16 protein-coding genes are annotated in these 18,973 nt (G+C 42.5%); 5 read left to right on the plus strand and 11 right to left on the minus strand.

The features are described 5' to 3' along the window. Positions 1-25: 25 nt before the first annotated feature. From dam to pilM, 8 genes are all read right to left on the minus strand, one after another. On the minus strand, positions 26-856 hold the full coding sequence (gene dam / locus LDO51_RS06495) for an adenine-specific DNA-methyltransferase (protein WP_225576775.1): 831 nt from the start codon (positions 854-856) through the stop codon (positions 26-28). 82 nt (positions 857-938) lie between these two features. Next, a complete protein-coding gene (locus LDO51_RS06500; RefSeq protein ID WP_225576776.1) occupies positions 939-1,868 on the minus strand; it encodes an SPOR domain-containing protein in 930 nt (309 codons plus the stop codon). 285 nt (positions 1,869-2,153) lie between these two features. Then, positions 2,154-3,242, minus strand: coding sequence for a 3-dehydroquinate synthase (aroB, locus tag LDO51_RS06505; protein ID WP_225576777.1), 1,089 nt, complete (start codon positions 3,240-3,242; stop codon positions 2,154-2,156). A 40-nt stretch (positions 3,243-3,282) separates the two neighbouring features. After that, positions 3,283-3,804: a shikimate kinase AroK gene (gene aroK, locus LDO51_RS06510; protein ID WP_006657434.1), complete on the minus strand. Its 522-nt coding sequence runs from the start codon at positions 3,802-3,804 to the stop codon at positions 3,283-3,285. A gap of 505 nt (positions 3,805-4,309) precedes the next feature. After that, positions 4,310-5,353 (minus strand): transporter, encoded by a 1,044-nt coding sequence (locus LDO51_RS06515; protein ID WP_225576778.1) that lies wholly within the window; start codon positions 5,351-5,353, stop codon positions 4,310-4,312. After that, on the minus strand, positions 5,340-5,882 hold the full coding sequence (locus LDO51_RS06520) for a hypothetical protein (protein WP_225576779.1): 543 nt from the start codon (positions 5,880-5,882) through the stop codon (positions 5,340-5,342). The genes LDO51_RS06515 and LDO51_RS06520 overlap by 14 nt, the downstream gene beginning before the upstream one ends. Next, a complete protein-coding gene (locus tag LDO51_RS06525; RefSeq protein ID WP_225576780.1) occupies positions 5,875-6,414 on the minus strand; it encodes a PilN domain-containing protein in 540 nt (179 codons plus the stop codon). Before LDO51_RS06525 ends, LDO51_RS06520 begins: the two co-directional genes overlap by 8 nt. Position 6,415: 1 nt before the next feature. After that, positions 6,416-7,261 carry a pilus assembly protein PilM gene (gene pilM / locus LDO51_RS06530; RefSeq protein ID WP_225576781.1) on the minus strand — a complete coding sequence of 282 codons (846 nt, stop codon included), beginning with the start codon at positions 7,259-7,261 and terminating at the stop codon, positions 6,416-6,418. Between the two features lie 116 nt (positions 7,262-7,377). Here pilM and mrcA point away from each other — a divergent pair, with 116 nt between their 5' ends. Beyond that, positions 7,378-9,918: a peptidoglycan glycosyltransferase/peptidoglycan DD-transpeptidase MrcA gene (gene mrcA / locus LDO51_RS06535; RefSeq protein WP_225576782.1), complete on the plus strand. Its 2,541-nt coding sequence runs from the start codon at positions 7,378-7,380 to the stop codon at positions 9,916-9,918. 96 nt (positions 9,919-10,014) lie between these two features. Here mrcA and nudE read toward each other — a convergent pair whose 3' ends face one another. Then, positions 10,015-10,569: an ADP compounds hydrolase NudE gene (gene nudE / locus LDO51_RS06540; protein WP_225576783.1), complete on the minus strand. Its 555-nt coding sequence runs from the start codon at positions 10,567-10,569 to the stop codon at positions 10,015-10,017. Between the two features lie 277 nt (positions 10,570-10,846). Here nudE and LDO51_RS06545 point away from each other — a divergent pair, with 277 nt between their 5' ends. The 4 genes from LDO51_RS06545 to pckA all read left to right on the plus strand — a co-directional run bounded on the left by LDO51_RS06545 (position 10,847) and on the right by pckA (position 16,178). Next, entirely contained in the window at positions 10,847-12,946 is a 2,100-nt protein-coding gene (locus LDO51_RS06545) for an IgaA/UmoB family intracellular growth attenuator (RefSeq protein WP_225576784.1), read from the plus strand. A gap of 67 nt (positions 12,947-13,013) precedes the next feature. Further along, positions 13,014-13,454 (plus strand): ribosome-associated heat shock protein Hsp15, encoded by a 441-nt coding sequence (hslR, locus tag LDO51_RS06550; RefSeq protein ID WP_225576785.1) that lies wholly within the window; start codon positions 13,014-13,016, stop codon positions 13,452-13,454. Between the two features lie 28 nt (positions 13,455-13,482). Further along, complete coding sequence (hslO, locus tag LDO51_RS06555) at positions 13,483-14,355, plus strand: Hsp33 family molecular chaperone HslO (protein WP_225576786.1); 873 nt, start codon at positions 13,483-13,485, stop codon at positions 14,353-14,355. Between the two features lie 203 nt (positions 14,356-14,558). Beyond that, on the plus strand, positions 14,559-16,178 hold the full coding sequence (gene pckA, locus LDO51_RS06560) for a phosphoenolpyruvate carboxykinase (ATP) (protein ID WP_154602146.1): 1,620 nt from the start codon (positions 14,559-14,561) through the stop codon (positions 16,176-16,178). Positions 16,179-16,263: 85 nt separating this feature from the next. Here pckA and LDO51_RS06565 read toward each other — a convergent pair whose 3' ends face one another. Further along, positions 16,264-16,962 (minus strand): pirin family protein, encoded by a 699-nt coding sequence (locus LDO51_RS06565; protein WP_225576787.1) that lies wholly within the window; start codon positions 16,960-16,962, stop codon positions 16,264-16,266. Between the two features lie 482 nt (positions 16,963-17,444). Continuing rightward, on the minus strand, positions 17,445-18,641 hold the full coding sequence (locus tag LDO51_RS06570; RefSeq protein ID WP_225576788.1) for an NAD(P)/FAD-dependent oxidoreductase: 1,197 nt from the start codon (positions 18,639-18,641) through the stop codon (positions 17,445-17,447). Positions 18,642-18,973 lie beyond the last annotated feature (332 nt).

Here is an 18,973-nt window from a genome sequence, read left to right on the forward strand (position 1 = left end):
ATTATTCGTCGTTATCTGACAGCACCTATGATTTTTTAGATGCTCCCGCATATAAAGCCAAAAGCTCGTTGACTTTGGCACGGTTCAAAATATTTCTACTAATGGTGCGACGCACTTTTACGATATGTAACTGTGCTTGATAATACCACTCTCGGGTCACTGGGGTCTCATGATTTGAGATAAGAACTGGGATCTTGCGCTCAGATGACAACTTATGTGCCAAAAAAGCCAGGTTCTGTTGTTCTTGCGCACTAAAGGCGTTGGTGTGATAGGCCGTAAAATTAGCGGTATCAGACAGCGGTGCATAAGGTGGATCGCAGTAGATGACTGAGCCATCCTGCGCATCGAGTAATGTTTTGCAGTAAGACTGCGTCACAAAGGTCGCTTTCTGGGCTTTTTCAGCAAACCACAGTAATTCGTCTTTCGGAAAATAAGGTTTCTTATAGCGCCCGAAAGGCACATTGAATTCACCGCTTAAGTTATAGCGACACAGCCCGTTATAACAGTGGCGATTAAGATACAAAAAGAGAATGCTACGTTTAGCAGGGTCATCTGATTGGTTAAATGCTTGGCGCATTAAATAATACTGTTCAGAGGTATTAAATTCAGGTGTGAACAGTTGCTGAGCTTCTTCGATGAAAGCATCAGAGCGATATTTAACCGTGTTGTAGAGGTTGATGAGATCGCTGTTAATATCCGCAAGTATGTACGAATCGTAGCTGGTATTTAAAAACACCGATCCTGCACCAACAAAAGGTTCTATTAAGCAATCTCCTTGTGGAAGGTATTTTTTGATCTCCTCCACAAGCGGGTATTTACCCCCAGCCCATTTTAAAAAAGCGCGTTTCTTTTTCATGCCGTCTTATTATTACAATCGTTTAGAGCCGCCGCTTGGCGGCTCTTTCAGGACAACATTATGCGCCCGGGGAAAAACGTTGTTATTTTTGATCCTGTTTAACTTGTTTCATATTACGAACCCACGGTTTTTTCGCTTGCACTGCGGCAGGTAAGGTCGCAATTGCATTTTTTGCTTCGCTCACTGAGCTGTAATTTCCGTGGATCAAAACATACCAAGTTTGGCCATTACGAATGGTTTTATACACTTGATAGTTAGCAAGTTTATTCTCTTTTGCGAAAGCTTCCAGTGTATCTGAACGACTTGCGCTACTTAATTGTAATGTATAGCTTCCAGATGGTGCCGCAACGGTACTACCACTTTGGCTTGTGCTGGTTGCAGGCTTAGTGGTTGTTTTTGGCTGAGCAGGTTGTTTTTGTTCAACAGGCTTAGTCGCTTTTGGTTGCGTTTTCTCTGGAGTGACTGGTTTCACTGTTGGCTGTTTCTCCACAGGTTTTACTTGTGGTGGCGTCAACGGTGTCACATTTTGTGGTGGAATTGTGGTGCTTTCAGACGGCAGGTTTTGACCTTGGTTGAGAGCATCAGCCACATCACCTGGAATTTCAATACGCTCACCAAGACCATTCTGTTGGGTCTGAGTATCTGCTTGAGTTGGCATTGGGTTAATTTGCTGACCATTTAACTCTTGCGCTTGGCTCGTTTGTGGTTGCGTTGTGGATTGAGTATTTGAATTGGCCAGTGATGAAGAACCTGATAAATCGATATTACGCTGATTCGCGCTATCTGTTTGTAATTTCTCATGTTCTGTTGGTGCTTTTAATGCGGAACTGATTGCAATGATCAGCAGAAGCAGCACTAAAACACCGACACCGATCATAATGTGTTGACGCGATAACGCAATTTTTGGCTTAGCTGCCGCAGCCGGACGCGCACGTCCGGTTGGTCTATCTGATGTATCAGGCCTTAAATCATTCTGCACTTGAGGCTGATTGTCTGGTTTAAATTCGTCCATTTTCCTCTCCCGAAATTAGTTCGCCTGTGTAGAGATAAAATGTCTCTTATCATTACGACCTGTTAACGACTAAGCAATTGCTTCTGCTCATTTTTAAAGAATAGATTGTTTAGCAATTTCATTCCAATTTCAATGAGATTGCGACCACCTTACTTCGTTGCTCGTTATAGGTGCTAGGCATGCGTATAATTTAACGGCTTTAGTGGATATCTGCCAGTAACATTTTAAAATCGCTAGAAAATATCCAGGAGCCAATTAATGCTTTTTACTTAGTTCAGTAATGATTTATGGCATACAAGCCGAAATAGCGGTAATGACCGTTGAGGTATCCACATCGGAGCGCATTTCTGAACTACCAATTGTGGTTGGAAGGATAAGATGTAATTTGCCCCCCATGACTTTTTTATCTCGCATCATGTGAGGTAAATAGTCGTCAGGTTGCATTTTTTCAGGACCAGTAACAGGCAGCTCGGCACGTTTTAACAGGGCGATGATACGTTCCGTTTGTTCTGAGGAAAATTGGCCAATCAGTTCAGCGGTTTTTGCCGCCATGACCATACCAGCAGCAACAGCTTCTCCATGGAGCCATACGCCGTAGCCCATTTCGGCTTCGATAGCATGACCAAAGGTATGCCCTAAATTTAATAGCGCACGTAGCCCGCTGGTTTCTTTTTCATCGGCGGCGACAACTTGTGCTTTCAGCTCGCAACAACGGCGAATGCAGTACGCCATGGCCTGGTTATCTAATGCCATTAAGGCATCGATATTTTCTTCCAACCAGTTAAAAAATTCACCATCAAGAATGATGCCGTATTTAATGACTTCGGCTAGACCAGAAGAGAGTTCGCGCTTAGGTAAGGTTTTTAAGCAATCGAGGTCAATCACGACAGATGCCGGTTGATAAAATGCCCCGATCATATTTTTACCCAAAGGGTGGTTAACAGCGGTTTTTCCACCAACCGAAGAATCCACTTGAGAAAGTAACGTAGTTGGAACTTGAATGAAGCGTACACCACGTTGATAGCTGGCTGCTGCGAATCCAGTTAAATCACCGATTACTCCCCCACCAAGTGCGATGAGGGTAGTGTCACGGTTATGGTGCTTTTCGAGTAATGCCGTAAAAACATCATTCATGATGAATAAAGATTTGTACTGTTCGCCATCAGGTAAGACGATGGAATCGACTTTAACACCTGAAGCTTCAAGAACGGTTTGGATCTTATGTAGGTAAAGCGGAGCGAGAGTTTCGTTAGTCACTATCATTGCTCGCTGACCCGCAGTTAGTGGCCAAAATGCATCCGTTCCTTGGTACAAACCAGGTGCAATATTGATTGGATAGCTGCGTTCATCCAGAGTAACAGTGACTTTTTCCATCTTGCTTTACCTTGAATTCATGACTTCTGATGTATAAAAATTAGTTTTTTTCTAACAGTTCAATGATTTGGTTAGCAACAACTTTTGCGCTTTGCTCATCAGTATGAATTGTAATATCCGCTATCTCTTCGTACATAGGATTGCGTTCATCGGCTAATTTTTCTAAAACTTCGCGAGCGGGTTCATCCACTTGTAAAAGCGGGCGTTTTTTATCGCGTTGTGTACGGGATAATTGCTTCTCAATGGTGGTTTCGAGATACACGACAACCCCACGAGCGGACAAGCGGTTACGCGTCTCTTTGGATTTAACAGAGCCACCACCTGTCGCTAAGACAATGCCTTGCTTTTCAGTGAGTTCATTGATGACTTTTTCTTCGCGATCGCGAAAGCCTTCTTCACCTTCTAGGTCGAATACCCAACCTACATCTGCGCCAGTGCGTTTTTCAATCTCGTGATCGGAGTCAAAAAACTCCATATTAAGCTGTTGAGCTAACTGACGACCAATAGTGCTTTTTCCGGCTCCCATTGGTCCAACCAGAAAGATATTGCGTTTCTCTGCCATGTTTTTTGGTATTACTACGATTATTCGTTAATGATCACCCGCCCCGCCAATCGAATTAGCGGCGGGACCTAAACTGAAACCTCATAAGTGATGATGTGAGATCAGATAAGAAAATTATCTCAATACATCAACCTGAATTGCAACTATATAAATATGGCACTTAGAAAACAAAGTGCCATATTCTTCGTTGCGGGTTTCTATATATTTGAGCCGTCTACATTACATAATGCACTGTTTAGCGAGCTTATCAACAGGTTGTTTATTCCACTAAATAAACATAACCTGTTAATTATAAAGCAAAATTTCTGTAGCTATTTTATAAGCGGCTGATAGTTTGTTCTTTCATCTACCGATAGTTAGAACACTCAATGGATAACCTTGTATGCTAAAACGACCTCAGCGTCAAATTTATCCGGTAGGTTTATGGCACAAAAAGTAATAATTTCACGGCACTTTGAGGAATTAAACATTCAACTAATTGAATGTATAGGTGTTATTTTTTACGCTAAATCTTAATAAGTTTTGGTGTAATAAATACCAGTAAAACACGCTTATCAATGTGTTGTGTCTTATTGATAAATAAACTTCCTAATAGCGGGATTTGTGAAATAAATGGGATGCCTGAATCCGTTTTTTCTTGCTTTTGTTGAAAAATACCACCCAGTATTAAGGTGTTATTATTTTTGATAGTCACTGAGGTCGCAATTTCTTGCTTATTGATGGCGAGATGTTGGTTTGGATTGATGGTGAGAGCGGTATCAGGGGAGTTATGGCTGATTTTTAATACCATTTCAATTTTGTCATCTCGGGCAATGGTTGGCGTAACTTCCATGCCTAATACCGCATCTTTAAATTGAACGTGGCTTTTTTTATCGGAGGTGGTGACATAGGGAATTTCGCTACCCTGTTGGATGCTGGCGGGCTGTTTGTGGGATGCCACCAAACGCGGGCTCGCAATAATTGACAGTAAATTTTCTTTTTCTAGGGCGTTAAGCTTCATTTCCAATAAGCCTTCTCCGAGCCGTAATACATTCAGCGCCATCTGGCCTGACTGGCTGCTGTATCGGTTATAGCGGCTGTGGTGCCCATCAGTCGTTGACTCTCCTAGCATTCCCCACTCTAATCCTAATGCTTGTAAAGCGGTGCGCGAACTGCTGATGATGTGCGCCGTGATTTGCACTTGCTGCTGGGGTATATCTTTTTGAACAAGCCATGTTTCAATTAATACCAAACGTTCTTTGGTGTCAGTGATGATCAAACTGTTGGTGGCGACATCAAAGTGGGCAATGCCCTTATCGGATAGTAGGCGCATGTTAGGCTCTGTGATCTGTTGATGAACGGTTTGAGCATCGATAGAGACTAATGGAAAAATTTTTTCGGTGAGGATTATTTCCGGCGCTTTAGATGGAATGATGGTTTCTAAGAGCTGGGTATCTTCTTCTGTTGGGAGTATTGGTTCAAAAGGGTCTCGGAGTGTTTGGGTATACCCGAAGAAAGAGCTACATAGCATTAACATTAATAAGAGGAAAAAAAAATTAGTGTTGCTCATTAGGTTGTTCATCCTTGATAAATGAGAGCGATAAATTGGCGGTCAGTTGCTGATTTTTAGCAGTCAAAATGACATCAGAAAATTGCCAATATTGCTGTGGGAGTGTATGAGTGAGTGATTGCATAAATTCGAGGAGATCCTTAAATTTTCCTTGGATCTCAAATTGGTAGTGAGAATTCAACGGATCTGATGGTTGAAGCTGATTTAAGATAACATTGTTATTCGCAATGAGCTGCTGTAAGTGAAGAACAAAGAACTGAGGTTCTAAGGTAATTTTCTCATCAGAAGGGAATAAAGCGAGTTCCTGCTCTAGCCAAACGTGAGTCGGATTTTGGGCAAAAAACTGGCTAGCTGCTTGGTTTTGTAGGAGCAAGGCAGAGCTGTTTTGTTGTAAGTCTGCCCATTGATTTCGCTTATCTTGCCAAATGAAGGTATAGCCAGCGGTAATGCTCCCCACCAAAATCAACGGTATTATTAGATATTGTTGCCAAAGGGGACGATACCAAAAAGCGGCAAAATGGTTATTCATCAACGACACCTCGATAATCAGCAATTAGGTGCAGTTGGTTAATGGCAGCCACTCGTCGTAGTGTACGTAATTGCACATTATCGACCTGAGGTGTTTGGCTAAATTGAGTTAACAGCAAATTCAGGTCTTGAAAGCGATAACTGAGCGCTTTGATTTCTAAACGACCTTCACGTAGTTGGAAGGTTGATAGCCAGCTTTTAGGTGGTGTGAGATTGGGTAGCGACCTTAATAAATTGAGTAAGGCTTGGTTATGTTGCGCATAGGCTTGACGCTGATTTTGCTGACGCGTGGATTTTTCTAGCTGCTGTTGCTGCGCTTGTAATTGCGTTTTTAGCTGTTCAATGTGCTGTTGATGTTGCTGCTGAGCAGTAAGGTATAAGTGGGCTTGTGATATATCCTCTAGAAGTAAACTAATTAAATAACCAAAGATAATGATGACAGAAATACCGCTTCCCCCCATCACCATTAAAAAATAGCGTCGCTGGCGAGTGAGCTTATCGGTTCGCCAAGGTAGGAAGTTAACCTGATACATATTAAAGATCCCCATGACGCAAAGCCAGTCCCGCGGCAATCACGAAATCCCCTAATTGACGAGGTAGTTTGATGGGATATTGATGAAAAGCTTGCAGTAAATCCCATTGATATTCTACGCCTTGAATACCGTGGTCACTAATACAGTAAATCGGTAATTTTAATGCTTCAGGATCGTTAGTTAATAAGGATTGAATTTGGTTAATGTGCACTAATTGATTATCTGGAGTCGGGTTATCGTTTTGAATATGACTATAACTTGCAGGTTGGCTGATAGGCCCTGACCAGAACCATTCGTTTTGTCGATAGTAAACAAGCCAACATTCGTTAGGTAACTGAGCATGCCGAGCAAGGTAACGCAGCGCGATGGGCGCGATATCTATAGCTAGCAGGTGATAACCGCTCTCCAGTAATAAATCTTGCCAAAAGGTAATATCAGATTGGCGTGCCGCATTGAAGTAAACTTGTTGCCCAATGATCCGATAATCTACAGTAAGCTCTTGGGCTTGCATGGGAAAAAGTTGGTCAATTTGCGCTTGTAAATACCAGCTTAGCTCTGGTTGCTGCAAGCTCATTTGGGTGGGAAGTGAGACCTGTTTTTGGAGGGATCTCAGTGAGGGTAACGCAATAGAAACAGAACAGTTTTTAGGTAATTTCTGATGCCATTGTCGCAGAATATTGCGTAAAATTACGCGGTGCTCATCAAGGGTATGTAATGCGGTGTCAAAAGGTAGCGCTTGTTGCCAGCATTCACATAACGACCAGAATTTGCGATGTTTTTTAGCGGCAACCAACTGAATATGGTGCTGTGATAGCTCAATTCCGATGTGCCATTTTGGTGAGTACATACATAATATCCTTATCATTAACAATTAAATTACGTTTTCTATTGTGCTGTATAAGCTTTATACTATGCAGTAGTGATATCTAAACCCGCTTGTCAGTTGCATATGGGAATTCTTCGGTGAAGTTCGTAAAATATTTTTTAATTCTGGTTTTCTGTTGCATTTTTTTGGGAAGCGCCTCGATTTATGGCATGTACAAATATGTCGAAGGTGAGCTGCCTGATGTCGCAACCATGAAAGACATTCGTCTGCAAACGCCAATGCAGATATTCAGTGCAGACAATGAACTGATCGCCCAATATGGTGAAAAACGCCGTATTCCATTGCCATTAACTGACATTCCTCCGATGTTAGTGAATGCCTTTATTGCAACAGAAGATAGCCGCTTCTATGAGCACCACGGTATTGACCCAATTGGTATTTTCCGTGCGGTGACTGTGATGGCGTCATCGGGTCATGCATCGCAAGGGGCGAGTACCATTACTCAGCAGCTGGCGAGAAACTTTTATTTAAGCCCAGAAAAAACCTTGATGCGTAAAGCAAAAGAGGCATTTTTGGCGATTCGTATCGAACAGTTATTTACCAAAGATGAAATTATGGAGCTGTACCTGAATAAAATTTATTTAGGTAACCGTGCTTATGGGGTGGGTGCTGCGGCTTATGTTTATTTCGGTAAAACAATCAATGAGTTGACGCTGAGTGAAATGGCGATGATTGCTGGCTTACCGAAAGCGCCGTCAACATTCAACCCGCTTTATTCTTATGACCGTGCGATTAACCGTCGTAACGTCGTATTGATGCGGATGTTAGAAGAAAAATACATCACGCAAGACCAGTACGAGCAAGCGAAAAGTGAAAAAATTGTCGCCTCTTATCATGCCCCAAAAGTGGATTTTTCCGCGCCGTATTTAGCGGAAATGGCACGCCAAACGATGTATGAAAAATACGGTGAAGATGCCTATACCGATGGTTATAAGGTGTACACCACGGTTGTGCGTAAAGACCAGTTAGCGGCGACCGAAGCCGTACGTAATAATTTGATTGATTACGATATTCGCCATGGTTATCGCGGCCCTGCGGAAGTGTTATGGAGTGGAAGCCAAGGGGCATGGGATAAAGAACAGATCGTTGAGAAACTGAAAAAATTACCGAACTACGGTCCATTGGTTCCGGCTGTTGTCACTTCGGCGAGCAGCAGCGATGCGAAAGTGATGCTGGCGGATGGATCGGACATCCAAATTACGATGGCGGGTGTGCGCTGGGCGCGTAAATTTATTTCAGATACTCAGCAAGGTGGTACGCCATCTGCGGTGAACAAAGTTGTACAGCCTGGTGAGCAGATTTGGGTTCGTCAGGTTAAAGATAGCTGGTGGCTAGCACAAGTTCCTGATGTGAATGCAGCATTTGTTGCATTGAATCCGAATGATGGTGCGGTGATAGCCCTTGTGGGTGGTTTTGATTTTAATATGAGTGAATTTAACCGCGTGACGCAATCATTGCGCCAAGTGGGATCAAATATTAAGCCATTCTTGTACACGGCTGCGATGGATAAAGGCTTAACGTTATCGTCATTACTCAACGATGTGCCAATTAGCCGTTGGGATGCGGGGGCTGGTTCAGACTGGCGTCCGAAGAACTCTCCACCGCGCTATGATGGTCCTATTCGTCTACGTCAAGGTTTAGGTCAGTCGAAAAACGTGGTGATGGTTCGTGCGATGCGCGCCATGGGTGTGGATTATGCCGCGGATTATTTAACGCGTTTTGGTTTCCCTAAAGAGAATATCAACCGCACAGAAGCGTTGGCGCTGGGCGCTCCATCATTTACCCCAATGCAAATGGTACGTGGTTATGCGGTGATGGTGAATGGGGGATACCTTGTTGATCCTTACTATATTTTGAAGATTGAGAATCACAGCGATGAAGTGATTTTCGAAGCGAAACCAAAAATTGCGTGTCCAGAGTGTACTAATATTCCGGTTATTTATGGGGATACGGCGCGTACGATTGCGCTGAGTGATTCTGAAGGCGAAGACGCAACAGAGGAAGTGACTCAATCGAATAATAATGTGGTGGAACAAGAGCCAACCATGGCACTGTCTACAGCAGCAGAACAGCTGGGCTCTGAAGACCAATATGCCCCGCATGTTATTAGCACACCGCTGGCGTTCTTAATTCGCGATGCGATGGTGACAAATATTTATGGCGAGCCTGGTTGGTCAGGTACAGGCTGGCGTGCAGGTCGTGATCTGGGTGGTCGTCGAGATATTGGCGGGAAAACAGGCACCACGAATAGCTCGAAAGATGCGTGGTTCTCCGGTTATGGTCCTGATATTGTTGCTTCCGCATGGATTGGCTTTGATGATAACAAGCGTACATTAGGCCGTACGGCAATAAGCGGTGGTGAAGCTGGAGCGAAGAGTGCTCAGCCGATTTGGGATGACTTTATGAAAGCCGCCCTTGACGGTGTCCCGGTGAAAACTATGCAACCACCAAAAGGGATTATTTCAGTCTCTATCGATACTCGTACAGGTAAACTCTCATCTGGTGGACCTTCTCGTAGTGAGTACTTTATCGAAGGAACTGAGCCGAAAGAGCGCGCGGTACAAGAGGTTGGAACGACCATTTCAACGGAAAGTGGAGCCAGTCAAGAGCTATTCTAATGAGCTGTTTTGAGCGTAAATAAACTGCACCCCATCGCCATTTGGCATGGGGTGTAATTGTTTAGGGTCTTGAATAAATTGAATATTGATGTGGCGTTATTTCGCGTTATTTTTTAAGTAACGCTCCACATAAAACAATGCACTAATATTGCGAGCTTCATTGAAGTCTGGGTGGTCGAGGAGTTCCATCATACGTGCAATCGGCCATTTGATTTGTTGCAGAGGTTCTGGCTCATCCCCCTCAAGTTTTTCGCTAAATAGGTCGTTAGCTATAAGTATGTTCATCTTGCTGGAAAAGTAAGATGGGGACATGGTGAGTTTTGCCAAAGGTGTGATTTGGCGAGCCCCATAACCGATTTCTTCTTTGAGTTCCCGCTGAGCTGCCTCGAGAGGGGCTTCTCCTGGGTCTACAGCCCCTTTAGGGAAGCCTAGCTCATAGTTTTCGATACCAACGGCGTATTCACGGATCAGAATCAGGTTGTCATCAATGATAGGGACGATAAGAACCGCTTCACGCTTTGCAGGGCGCATTCTTTCATAAACACGTTTTTCGCCATTACTAAATTCGAGGTCAACAGATTGGATACTGAATAGTTTTGATTGAGCAACATCTTGAATATTCAGGATTTTTGGTTTTTTAAACTCTGTCATAACGATTTCCGAATCAGGTGAATGGGATCCATGAGGGCAAGCATACATTGTCTTTAACTATGACGCATATCAAAAAAAAATGATAGAGATTATAGGGTGAAGAAAATGCTGTTAGTATAATCTACTTATGAAAATCGCACGGATTAATAAGTAAAACATTTTATTTACAACATATTGTAAAATAAAACAAAAACTAGAAGAGAATAGGAATTGGCTTATATAGTGAAAAGCATTACGTTGCTATGCTTTTTAGGTAGACAATTCTGTTGAGAAAAAAATGCTAAACACCGTCATTATACTGGCTTTGATCATAGCTAGCCTAATTATAATGGTTCCCGTTCTGTTTTTCCGGCGGGGACGGCGTTCTAGTGTCTATCAAATACCCTCTCTAGCAACTCCCGCGTTTAAAAAAATGATTGAGTCTGATTTCCAGACTATCACCCAGTATCTTAATCACAGCGCATCTAAAAACCTTCATTCGTCTTCCCAATCTGCATGGCAAATACGAAAAAATGCCACCGTTGCCACCATCTGCAATGCCATTACGCGATTTAATTTGCGTCAAGAGCAAGGGCAGGGTTGGCGCTATTTTATTGATACGATTGAAGTACAGTTACCTCCTCAGCTAGAACCGTTCTTACAACGACAAAATGCCATGGAAATTGTGGAAACGGACCATCTGCCTTTAATTATTGCTCTCAATAGCCACTCATTGAAAGAATTTAGCTATGAATGGGAAGTCCCTTCAGAGGAGCCTAAGCCTCAACAAGAGGCTGATATCCATGAAGGTGAACCGAATACCATTCAATTGTTGAAGATGCGTAAGGAAAGTAAAGAGGAACATCGACTACATAATTCTTCAGGATGGTTAGGGGCGATCGTGGTGAGCCTCAGTTTTTTTATCGGCTATCTGACGATAGTTTCTATTCCCATTTTTCAAGGGTGGGGGCTGACATTTGCTGCGGTAGTGTTTATCCTCGGGATGTTTTTATTATTCCGTTTACGCCTTTTTCCTAAACCCTATCAAGATGTGCAATGTATTTATGGGCAAGCCAAACGCTGGGAATTATACGGAGAGTTAGATAAAAAGTACTCTTCTACCATTTCGATAGGGGGTGTGGATCTGCACTACCCCACCTATTGGCTTCCTTACCTAAAATATGAGCTAAGCCATCCTACGAATATTGACCTCTATTCGACAGGAGAGGTGTTGCGGTATGGTCGTTGTCTCTCAATTCATGAAGAGGAGCGCTATTACCCCTATAAACGATTTAAAAAGAATGTGCTGATGTTTTTTAGCGCATTGCTCGTTTTAGCGATGGTGTTTTCTTATCAATCGATTAGCTTGCCAGTGAAATTAGGGTTTGCGTGGATTGAAGGTACAAAAAAAGTCAGTGTTGTTGACCCTTCAGATTTAACAGCGCGTAAAATTAGAGTTGGGGATACATTATCAGCGAAGGGAATGGGGATGTGTTATCGCCCACCTAATTTGAATGATGCCAACCAAGCGTTGTTTGTACCTTTCGATTGTTCAGGCGTGTATTGGAATAATATTAACCTAATTACTGAGCCGCAATCTGAGATTGTGAATCGAGCTCTTGATTTGTTGAGTAGCGTAAAGAATCAATTGCATCCAGATAAAGATGCCCCAGGAATTAACCCAAGATTACAGCGTGAAATCATGAAATCGGGGATGAATATTATTTTCGATTTTTCAGAAATTATATTAAAAACCAACTCGTTGTGTGATCAAAAAGACCACTGCATTAAACTCAAAAGCGCATTGTCTAACTTGGGTGGAAGTGTGGATGATTGGTCGGGGTTGGTGAACAAAGCATCTTCAGGAAAATTAAGTGGCGCACATGTTTTATTACGTGCAGGAAGTGCTGATGCCTTGGAAAACTTAGTTGAAGACACCACATATGATTTCATCAAGAAAGAACTTGAGAAGGAAGTTCGTAAGCTCAATAGTCCACCACCGGGTGGGGTACTGTTGATCAGCGATGAAAACCGCCCGTTGGTAGAATTCATGCCAGTAAGTTCACTGAGCGAAATGAACCAAGTTCAGCGATGGTATGAGTTAAAACGCTTATCCAGCATTCTGATTAATACCCCATTTGATGTTGAAGGGGTTATCACGAACATTTCGACAGATGCTAATGGCACATTGCAAGTGGTGGTCCATGAACGCTTGGGTGAAGATGTGTTATCAGAATATGTCTGCCATTCAATGTTGGTTTTCTTCTTAATCATTTGTACCTTGATAAATGGAACATTAATTATTATTCGAGTTTTGAATAACAAACGGCGTTTACGTAAAATCACTGAATATTACGATAAATGCTATGAGGCAGATAATCCTTCCGAGTCTAGATAGTATTATCCTTCCCTGACCATGGAGCCTCATTTTGGTTTGGCATTCAAACTAAGTGTGAGGAGGCACCATGAAGCCGTTATCGACAAATCAATCTTCAACAAAGCCATCATCCGCTGAACAAGTTCGTCTTGATAAATGGCTATGGGTTGCTCGTTTTTATAAAACACGTTCAATTGCTCGTGAGATGATTGATGGCGGAAAAGTCCATTATAATGGGCAAAGAAGTAAGCCAGGAAAAATTGTTGAACTGGGTGCAATGATAAAAGTGCGTCAAGGAAATGATGAACGGATTGTCGAAGTGCTAGAGATCAGCAATCAACGTAAAGGTGCACCAGAAGCTCAGTTACTCTACCGTGAAACCGTAGAAAGCCTTGAACAACGCGACAAGATGGCGATGGCACGTAAGATGAATGCTCTCACGATGCCACATCCTGACAGACGTCCCGATAAAAAAGAGCGTCGGACTCTGCTAAAATTTAAACACACGAACTCCCATGAATCGTCTTAATAGACTGCCTGAGTAATAGAGAGAAATTATGGCTAAACAAGACCAACTCCACCGTTTTCTGTTTGAACAGCACGCAGTACGTGGAGAAATGATTACTGTCGATGAGACTTTTCATCATATTCTAGAAAATCATGATTACCCAGAAGCCGTCAAAATGCTGCTGGGAGAACTGCTGGTTGCGACTAGTTTACTGACTGCTACTTTAAAATTTGATGGTGATATTACCGTTCAAATCCAAGGTGATGGCCCTGTTAAGTTAGCGGTGATTAACGGTAATAATCTACAACAAATGCGCGGTGTTGCACGTGTTGATGGCCCAGTTGTCGCTGGAAGTACGTTACAGCAAATGATTGGTAACGGATTTATTGTTATCACGATTACACCAAAACAAGGTGAGCGTTATCAAGGAATTGTGGCAATTGAAGGTAACAGCATCGAAGAGAGTATTGATGCCTATTTCCGTCAATCTGAACAGTTACCGACCCGCTTGTTTATCCGTGTTAGTGAGCAAGATGGCAAAGCGATTGCAGGCGGGATGTTGTTGCAAGTTTTACCTGCTGCTGGAGAATCTAGCCACGAGTTTTTCGATCACTTAGTGCAACTCACTGCGACTATCAAAGGTAAAGAGCTAAGCGAATTAGATGTGAAAGAGGTACTTCATCGTCTGTATCATGAAGAAGATGTTACGCTGTATGACCCACAATCTGTTGAGTTCCGTTGCACCTGTTCACGGGAACGTTGTGAAGCATCTTTAGCGACATTAACTCATGAAGATGTTATGGATATTTTGCACAAAGATGGAAAAATTGATATGGAGTGTGAATATTGTGGCTCACACTATGTATTTATTGAATCCGATATCGTTGGGTTAAATAATGAGCAAAATCAGCAACTTCACTGATACGATTTAGCAACCTAATTATGTGACGAGGGTGCAATTTTGCACCCTTTTTTTATAATTTTAAAGGAATATAACGTGCTCTAAGTCTCATTATGAATTAAAAAAAATTATACATTTTCAATTCTTTGATAACTATCGCTGTTAATTAGTCGTAAAGATTTATGATCGTCGGCAGAATAGCTATGTTTACCAGGAGCAATATAATGAGCGCTAAAAGCATTACTCTGAAGGATCTCGAAAAGTACGGCATTCATGACGTCGCTGAAGTTGTTTATAACCCGAGTTATGAGCTGTTATTTCAGGAAGAAACCAAGCCAGGTCTTGAAGGTTATGAACGCGGTACCGTCACTACGTTAGGTGCTGTTGCTGTTGATACCGGTATTTTTACAGGACGTTCCCCAAAAGATAAATATATCGTTCGCGATGATGTAACCCGTGATACCGTCTGGTGGGCTGACCAAGGTAAAGGTAAAAACGATAACAAACCAATGAGCCAAGAGGTTTGGAGCAGCCTGAAACACTTAGTGACTGAGCAGCTATCTGGCAAACGTTTGTTTGTTGTGGATGCATTCTGTGGTGCAAACGCTGATACTCGCCTGAAAGTCCGTTTTATCACTGAGGTTGCATGGCAAGCTCACTTCGTGAAAAACATGTTCATTCGTCCATCTGATGAAGAATTAGTCGGCTTTGAACCAGACTTTATCGTGATGAACGGTGCAAAATGCACTAACCCGAATTGGAAAGAGCAAGGCCTGAACTCAGAAAACTTTGTTGCTTTCAACTTAACTGAGCGTATGCAGTTAATCGGTGGTTCTTGGTACGGCGGCGAAATGAAGAAAGGTATGTTCTCTATGATGAACTACCTGCTGCCATTAAAAGGCATCGCATCAATGCACTGCTCTGCAAACGTCGGTGAAGAAGGCGACGTTGCGATTTTCTTCGGTCTGTCTGGTACAGGTAAAACCACACTGTCTACGGATCCAAAACGTAAGTTAATTGGTGATGATGAGCACGGTTGGGATGATGATGGCGTATTCAACTTCGAAGGCGGTTGCTACGCGAAGACTATCAACCTGTCTAAAGAAGCTGAGCCAGACATCTATGGCGCAATCAAACGTGATGCGTTACTGGAAAACGTCATGGTATTGGCTGATGGTTCAGTTGATTTCAATGACGGTTCTAAAACTGAGAACACGCGTGTTTCTTACCCTATCTACCACATCGAAAACATCGTAAAACCAGTTTCTAAAGCGGGTCATGCGACAAAAGTTATCTTCCTGACGGCAGATGCATTTGGTGTGTTACCACCTGTTTCTCGTTTAACGCCAGAGCAAACTCAGTACCACTTCCTGTCTGGTTTCACGGCGAAGTTAGCTGGTACAGAGCGCGGTGTGACTGAACCTACGCCAACATTCTCTGCCTGTTTCGGCGCAGCGTTCTTATCTCTGCACCCAACGCAATACGCGGAAGTGTTAGTGAAGCGCATGGAAGCAGCAGGCGCGAAAGCATATTTAGTCAATACAGGCTGGAACGGTACAGGCAAACGTATCTCTATTAAAGATACGCGTGCAATTATCGATGCAATCTTAAGTGGTGATATCGAAAAAGCCGATACCATCAAGCTGCCAGTGTTTGATTTAGAAGTCCCAACAGCATTACCAGGTGTGGATACCAATATCCTTGACCCACGTAATACTTACGCTGATAAATCTCAGTGGGATGAAAAATCTAAAGACTTAGCGGATCGCTTTGTGAAGAACTTCGATAAGTACACTGATACCCCTGCTGGTGCAGCACTGGTTAAAGCGGGTCCTAAGCTGTAATTTCGGCGGTTATATCGCATAAAAAAAGGCTCTACAGAGATGTAGAGCCTTTCCCATTGGTGTTAGCGTTTACTTATCTAAAAACTCACTCCGCAGCGGGTAAGTCAAAAACTAAAATTTCACTGTCTTCATCAGCTTTAATTGTTAGCTGATTTTCTTGCCAAATGGCTAAACCATCGCTAGTAGTTGCTTTTTGACCGTTTACGTCAATATTGCCTTTAACGACTTGGATCCAGATAACGCGTTTTTCTGCGATATCATAGGTGCTTTGCTCATTAGCTGGCAATGCCCAGCGCCATAAGGTCATGTCTTGGTTAACTTTCAGTGAGCCATTGCGCGCATCTGGTGATAACACCAATTGCTTACCACTTGTCGAATCAAAACGTTTTTGCTCGTAACGTGGCTCGATACCATTTTTATCTGGAATGATCCAGATTTGATATAAACGCAGCTCTTTTTCATTGCTTGGGTTGTATTCAGAGTGACGAACACCCGTTCCCGCGCTCATAATTTGGAATTCACCCGCAGGGATCTGTTCCATATTGCCCATGCTGTCTTTGTGCTCAACGGCACCATCCAGCACGTAGGTCAATATTTCCATGTCTTTATGAGGGTGAGTACCAAACCCTTGTCCCGCAGCGATGTAGTCTTCATTGATGACTCTTAACGCTGAGAAACCCATAAATTTTTCATCATAATAGTTAGCGAACGAGAAAGTGTGCCAACTGTCCAGCCAACCGTGGTTTGCGTGTCCACGTTCATTTGCTTGGCGTAAATAAATCATTGAGTCATCTCCTTAACGCGGATATCCAATTTTCATTGGGCTCTTGCTTAACTTGTTGATGATAGTTTAGCCAAATTATAGAAAGAGAAAAGTAGGTGTCATTAACCATAGGATCCAAAAAATTTGAATAAGATTCCGGGATATCATCAAGATGATTTACGGTATGAAATGGTAAGTTTGGGCGGGTGAGAATCAGTGTATCAATGGCAAGGTACAGATAAAAAAATAGCCAGCATTAAGCTGGCTAAAGTAAACACTGGAAGCAATGTGAGCAATGTCGTATCCCCTGCAAGAGACTGACTAAGTAAGTCATCTGCAGAAGATGTGATAATGATAATAGTTATCACTATCGTTTGTAAAGGGTTATTTTTAACCAATTTTAGATTTATTTAAACTCAATGCTCAACTGCCTGATTTGGTTGAAATTAAACAATATCCATTATTTTTCAATGGATTAAATAATTTCGTAAATGAGTGTACGATTAAGCTTTATGGGGTAAGTTTTCCGCACAAGCAGAAGCGGAACTCCACGCCCATTGGAAATTGTATCCCCCTAACCAACCCGTCACATCCATCACTTCGCCAATAAAATAGAGTCCGGAAGATTTGAGCGATTCCATGGTCTTGGATGAAATTTCATGGGTATCAACGCCGCCAAGAGTAACTTCGGCAGTACGATAGCCTTCTGTGCCATTGGGCTGTACTTGCCAGTTATGCAGTAAATTATCGAGAGCATCAATCTGTGCGTGGGTGAGTTGCTTGAGTGGGCAATCTGGAATCTGTCCAAGTTGTTGTAAAATCTCTATTAAGCGTTTAGGTAACAGTGTCGCTAAGGTATTTTTGAGTGATTGATTAGGGCGCTGTTGTTTCTCATTGGTCAGAAATTCCCCCAATGAAAGTTCAGGAAGTAAGTTAATACTTACATACTCGCCGGGTTGCCAGTAATTCGAAATTTGTAAAATCGCAGGGCCTGATAATCCCCTGTGAGTGAACAGGATATTTTCTTTAAATAGCACACCGCTGGCGGATGTGACTGTTGCCGCTACGGAAATCCCTGAAAGGGCTTGTAGTGCTTCAAGTAGGGGCTTGTGTAAGGTAAAGGGAACGAGTGCGGCACGGGTAGGGATGATGCTGTGCCCAAATTGCTCGGCAAGGCGATAGCCAAACGGAGTTGCGCCTAAGCCCGGCATTGAAAGCCCGCCAGTTGCGACCACCAGTAAGCGAGTACTTACTTGATCCCCGTTCACCGTGACAACATATCCATCATCCGTTTTGTTTACTTGGCTTACTTCACTGCGTAGCTTGATAGTGACATTGGGCTGATCGCACTCACTTTTTAGCATATCGACGATATCTTGCGCACTATTATCGCAAAATAACTGTCCTAGCGTCTTTTCGTGATAAGGGATCTGATATTTACCAACAAGCTCAATAAAATCCCATTGTGTATAGCGAGCAAGTGCTGACTTACAAAAATGAGGGTTAGTCGAGAGATAGTTATTGTGATCGGCGTACATATTGGTGAAATTACAGCGTCCACCACCGGACATTAAAATTTTACGCCCTAATTTTTTACCGTTATCCAGCACAAGGGTATTTAAACCACGCTTACCCGCGAGTGAAGCGCAAAATAATCCAGCCGCGCCTGCACCTAAAATAATAACGTCAATATTTTTCACTATTAGGGGTCTCTATATATATTTGATTTATATCGTGATTGTGATTATTTATGCCGCTATTTTACGCGATTTGACGTAGATTGTAATGCAGCGGATCATCGAAGAATTAATGAAAAGTATGGTAGACGTATTATAATTAGGAAAAATCGCGAAAAAAGACTATTTCCCCTAGATTTTCACAAATTATCATAAAAAAAGTTTCAAAAATTCAGAATAACTTTAATTATGGTAACTGAATGAAATTAAAGGAATAGTTAGTATTTGATGATTTTTTGATTGGTATTTAAATCAAAAAAAGGTCAAATTTCGCTTCCACCGCTAGCGTTTGTCAC

The organism is Providencia alcalifaciens (assembly GCF_020271745.1).
GTDB lineage: Bacteria > Pseudomonadota > Gammaproteobacteria > Enterobacterales > Enterobacteriaceae > Providencia > Providencia alcalifaciens_B.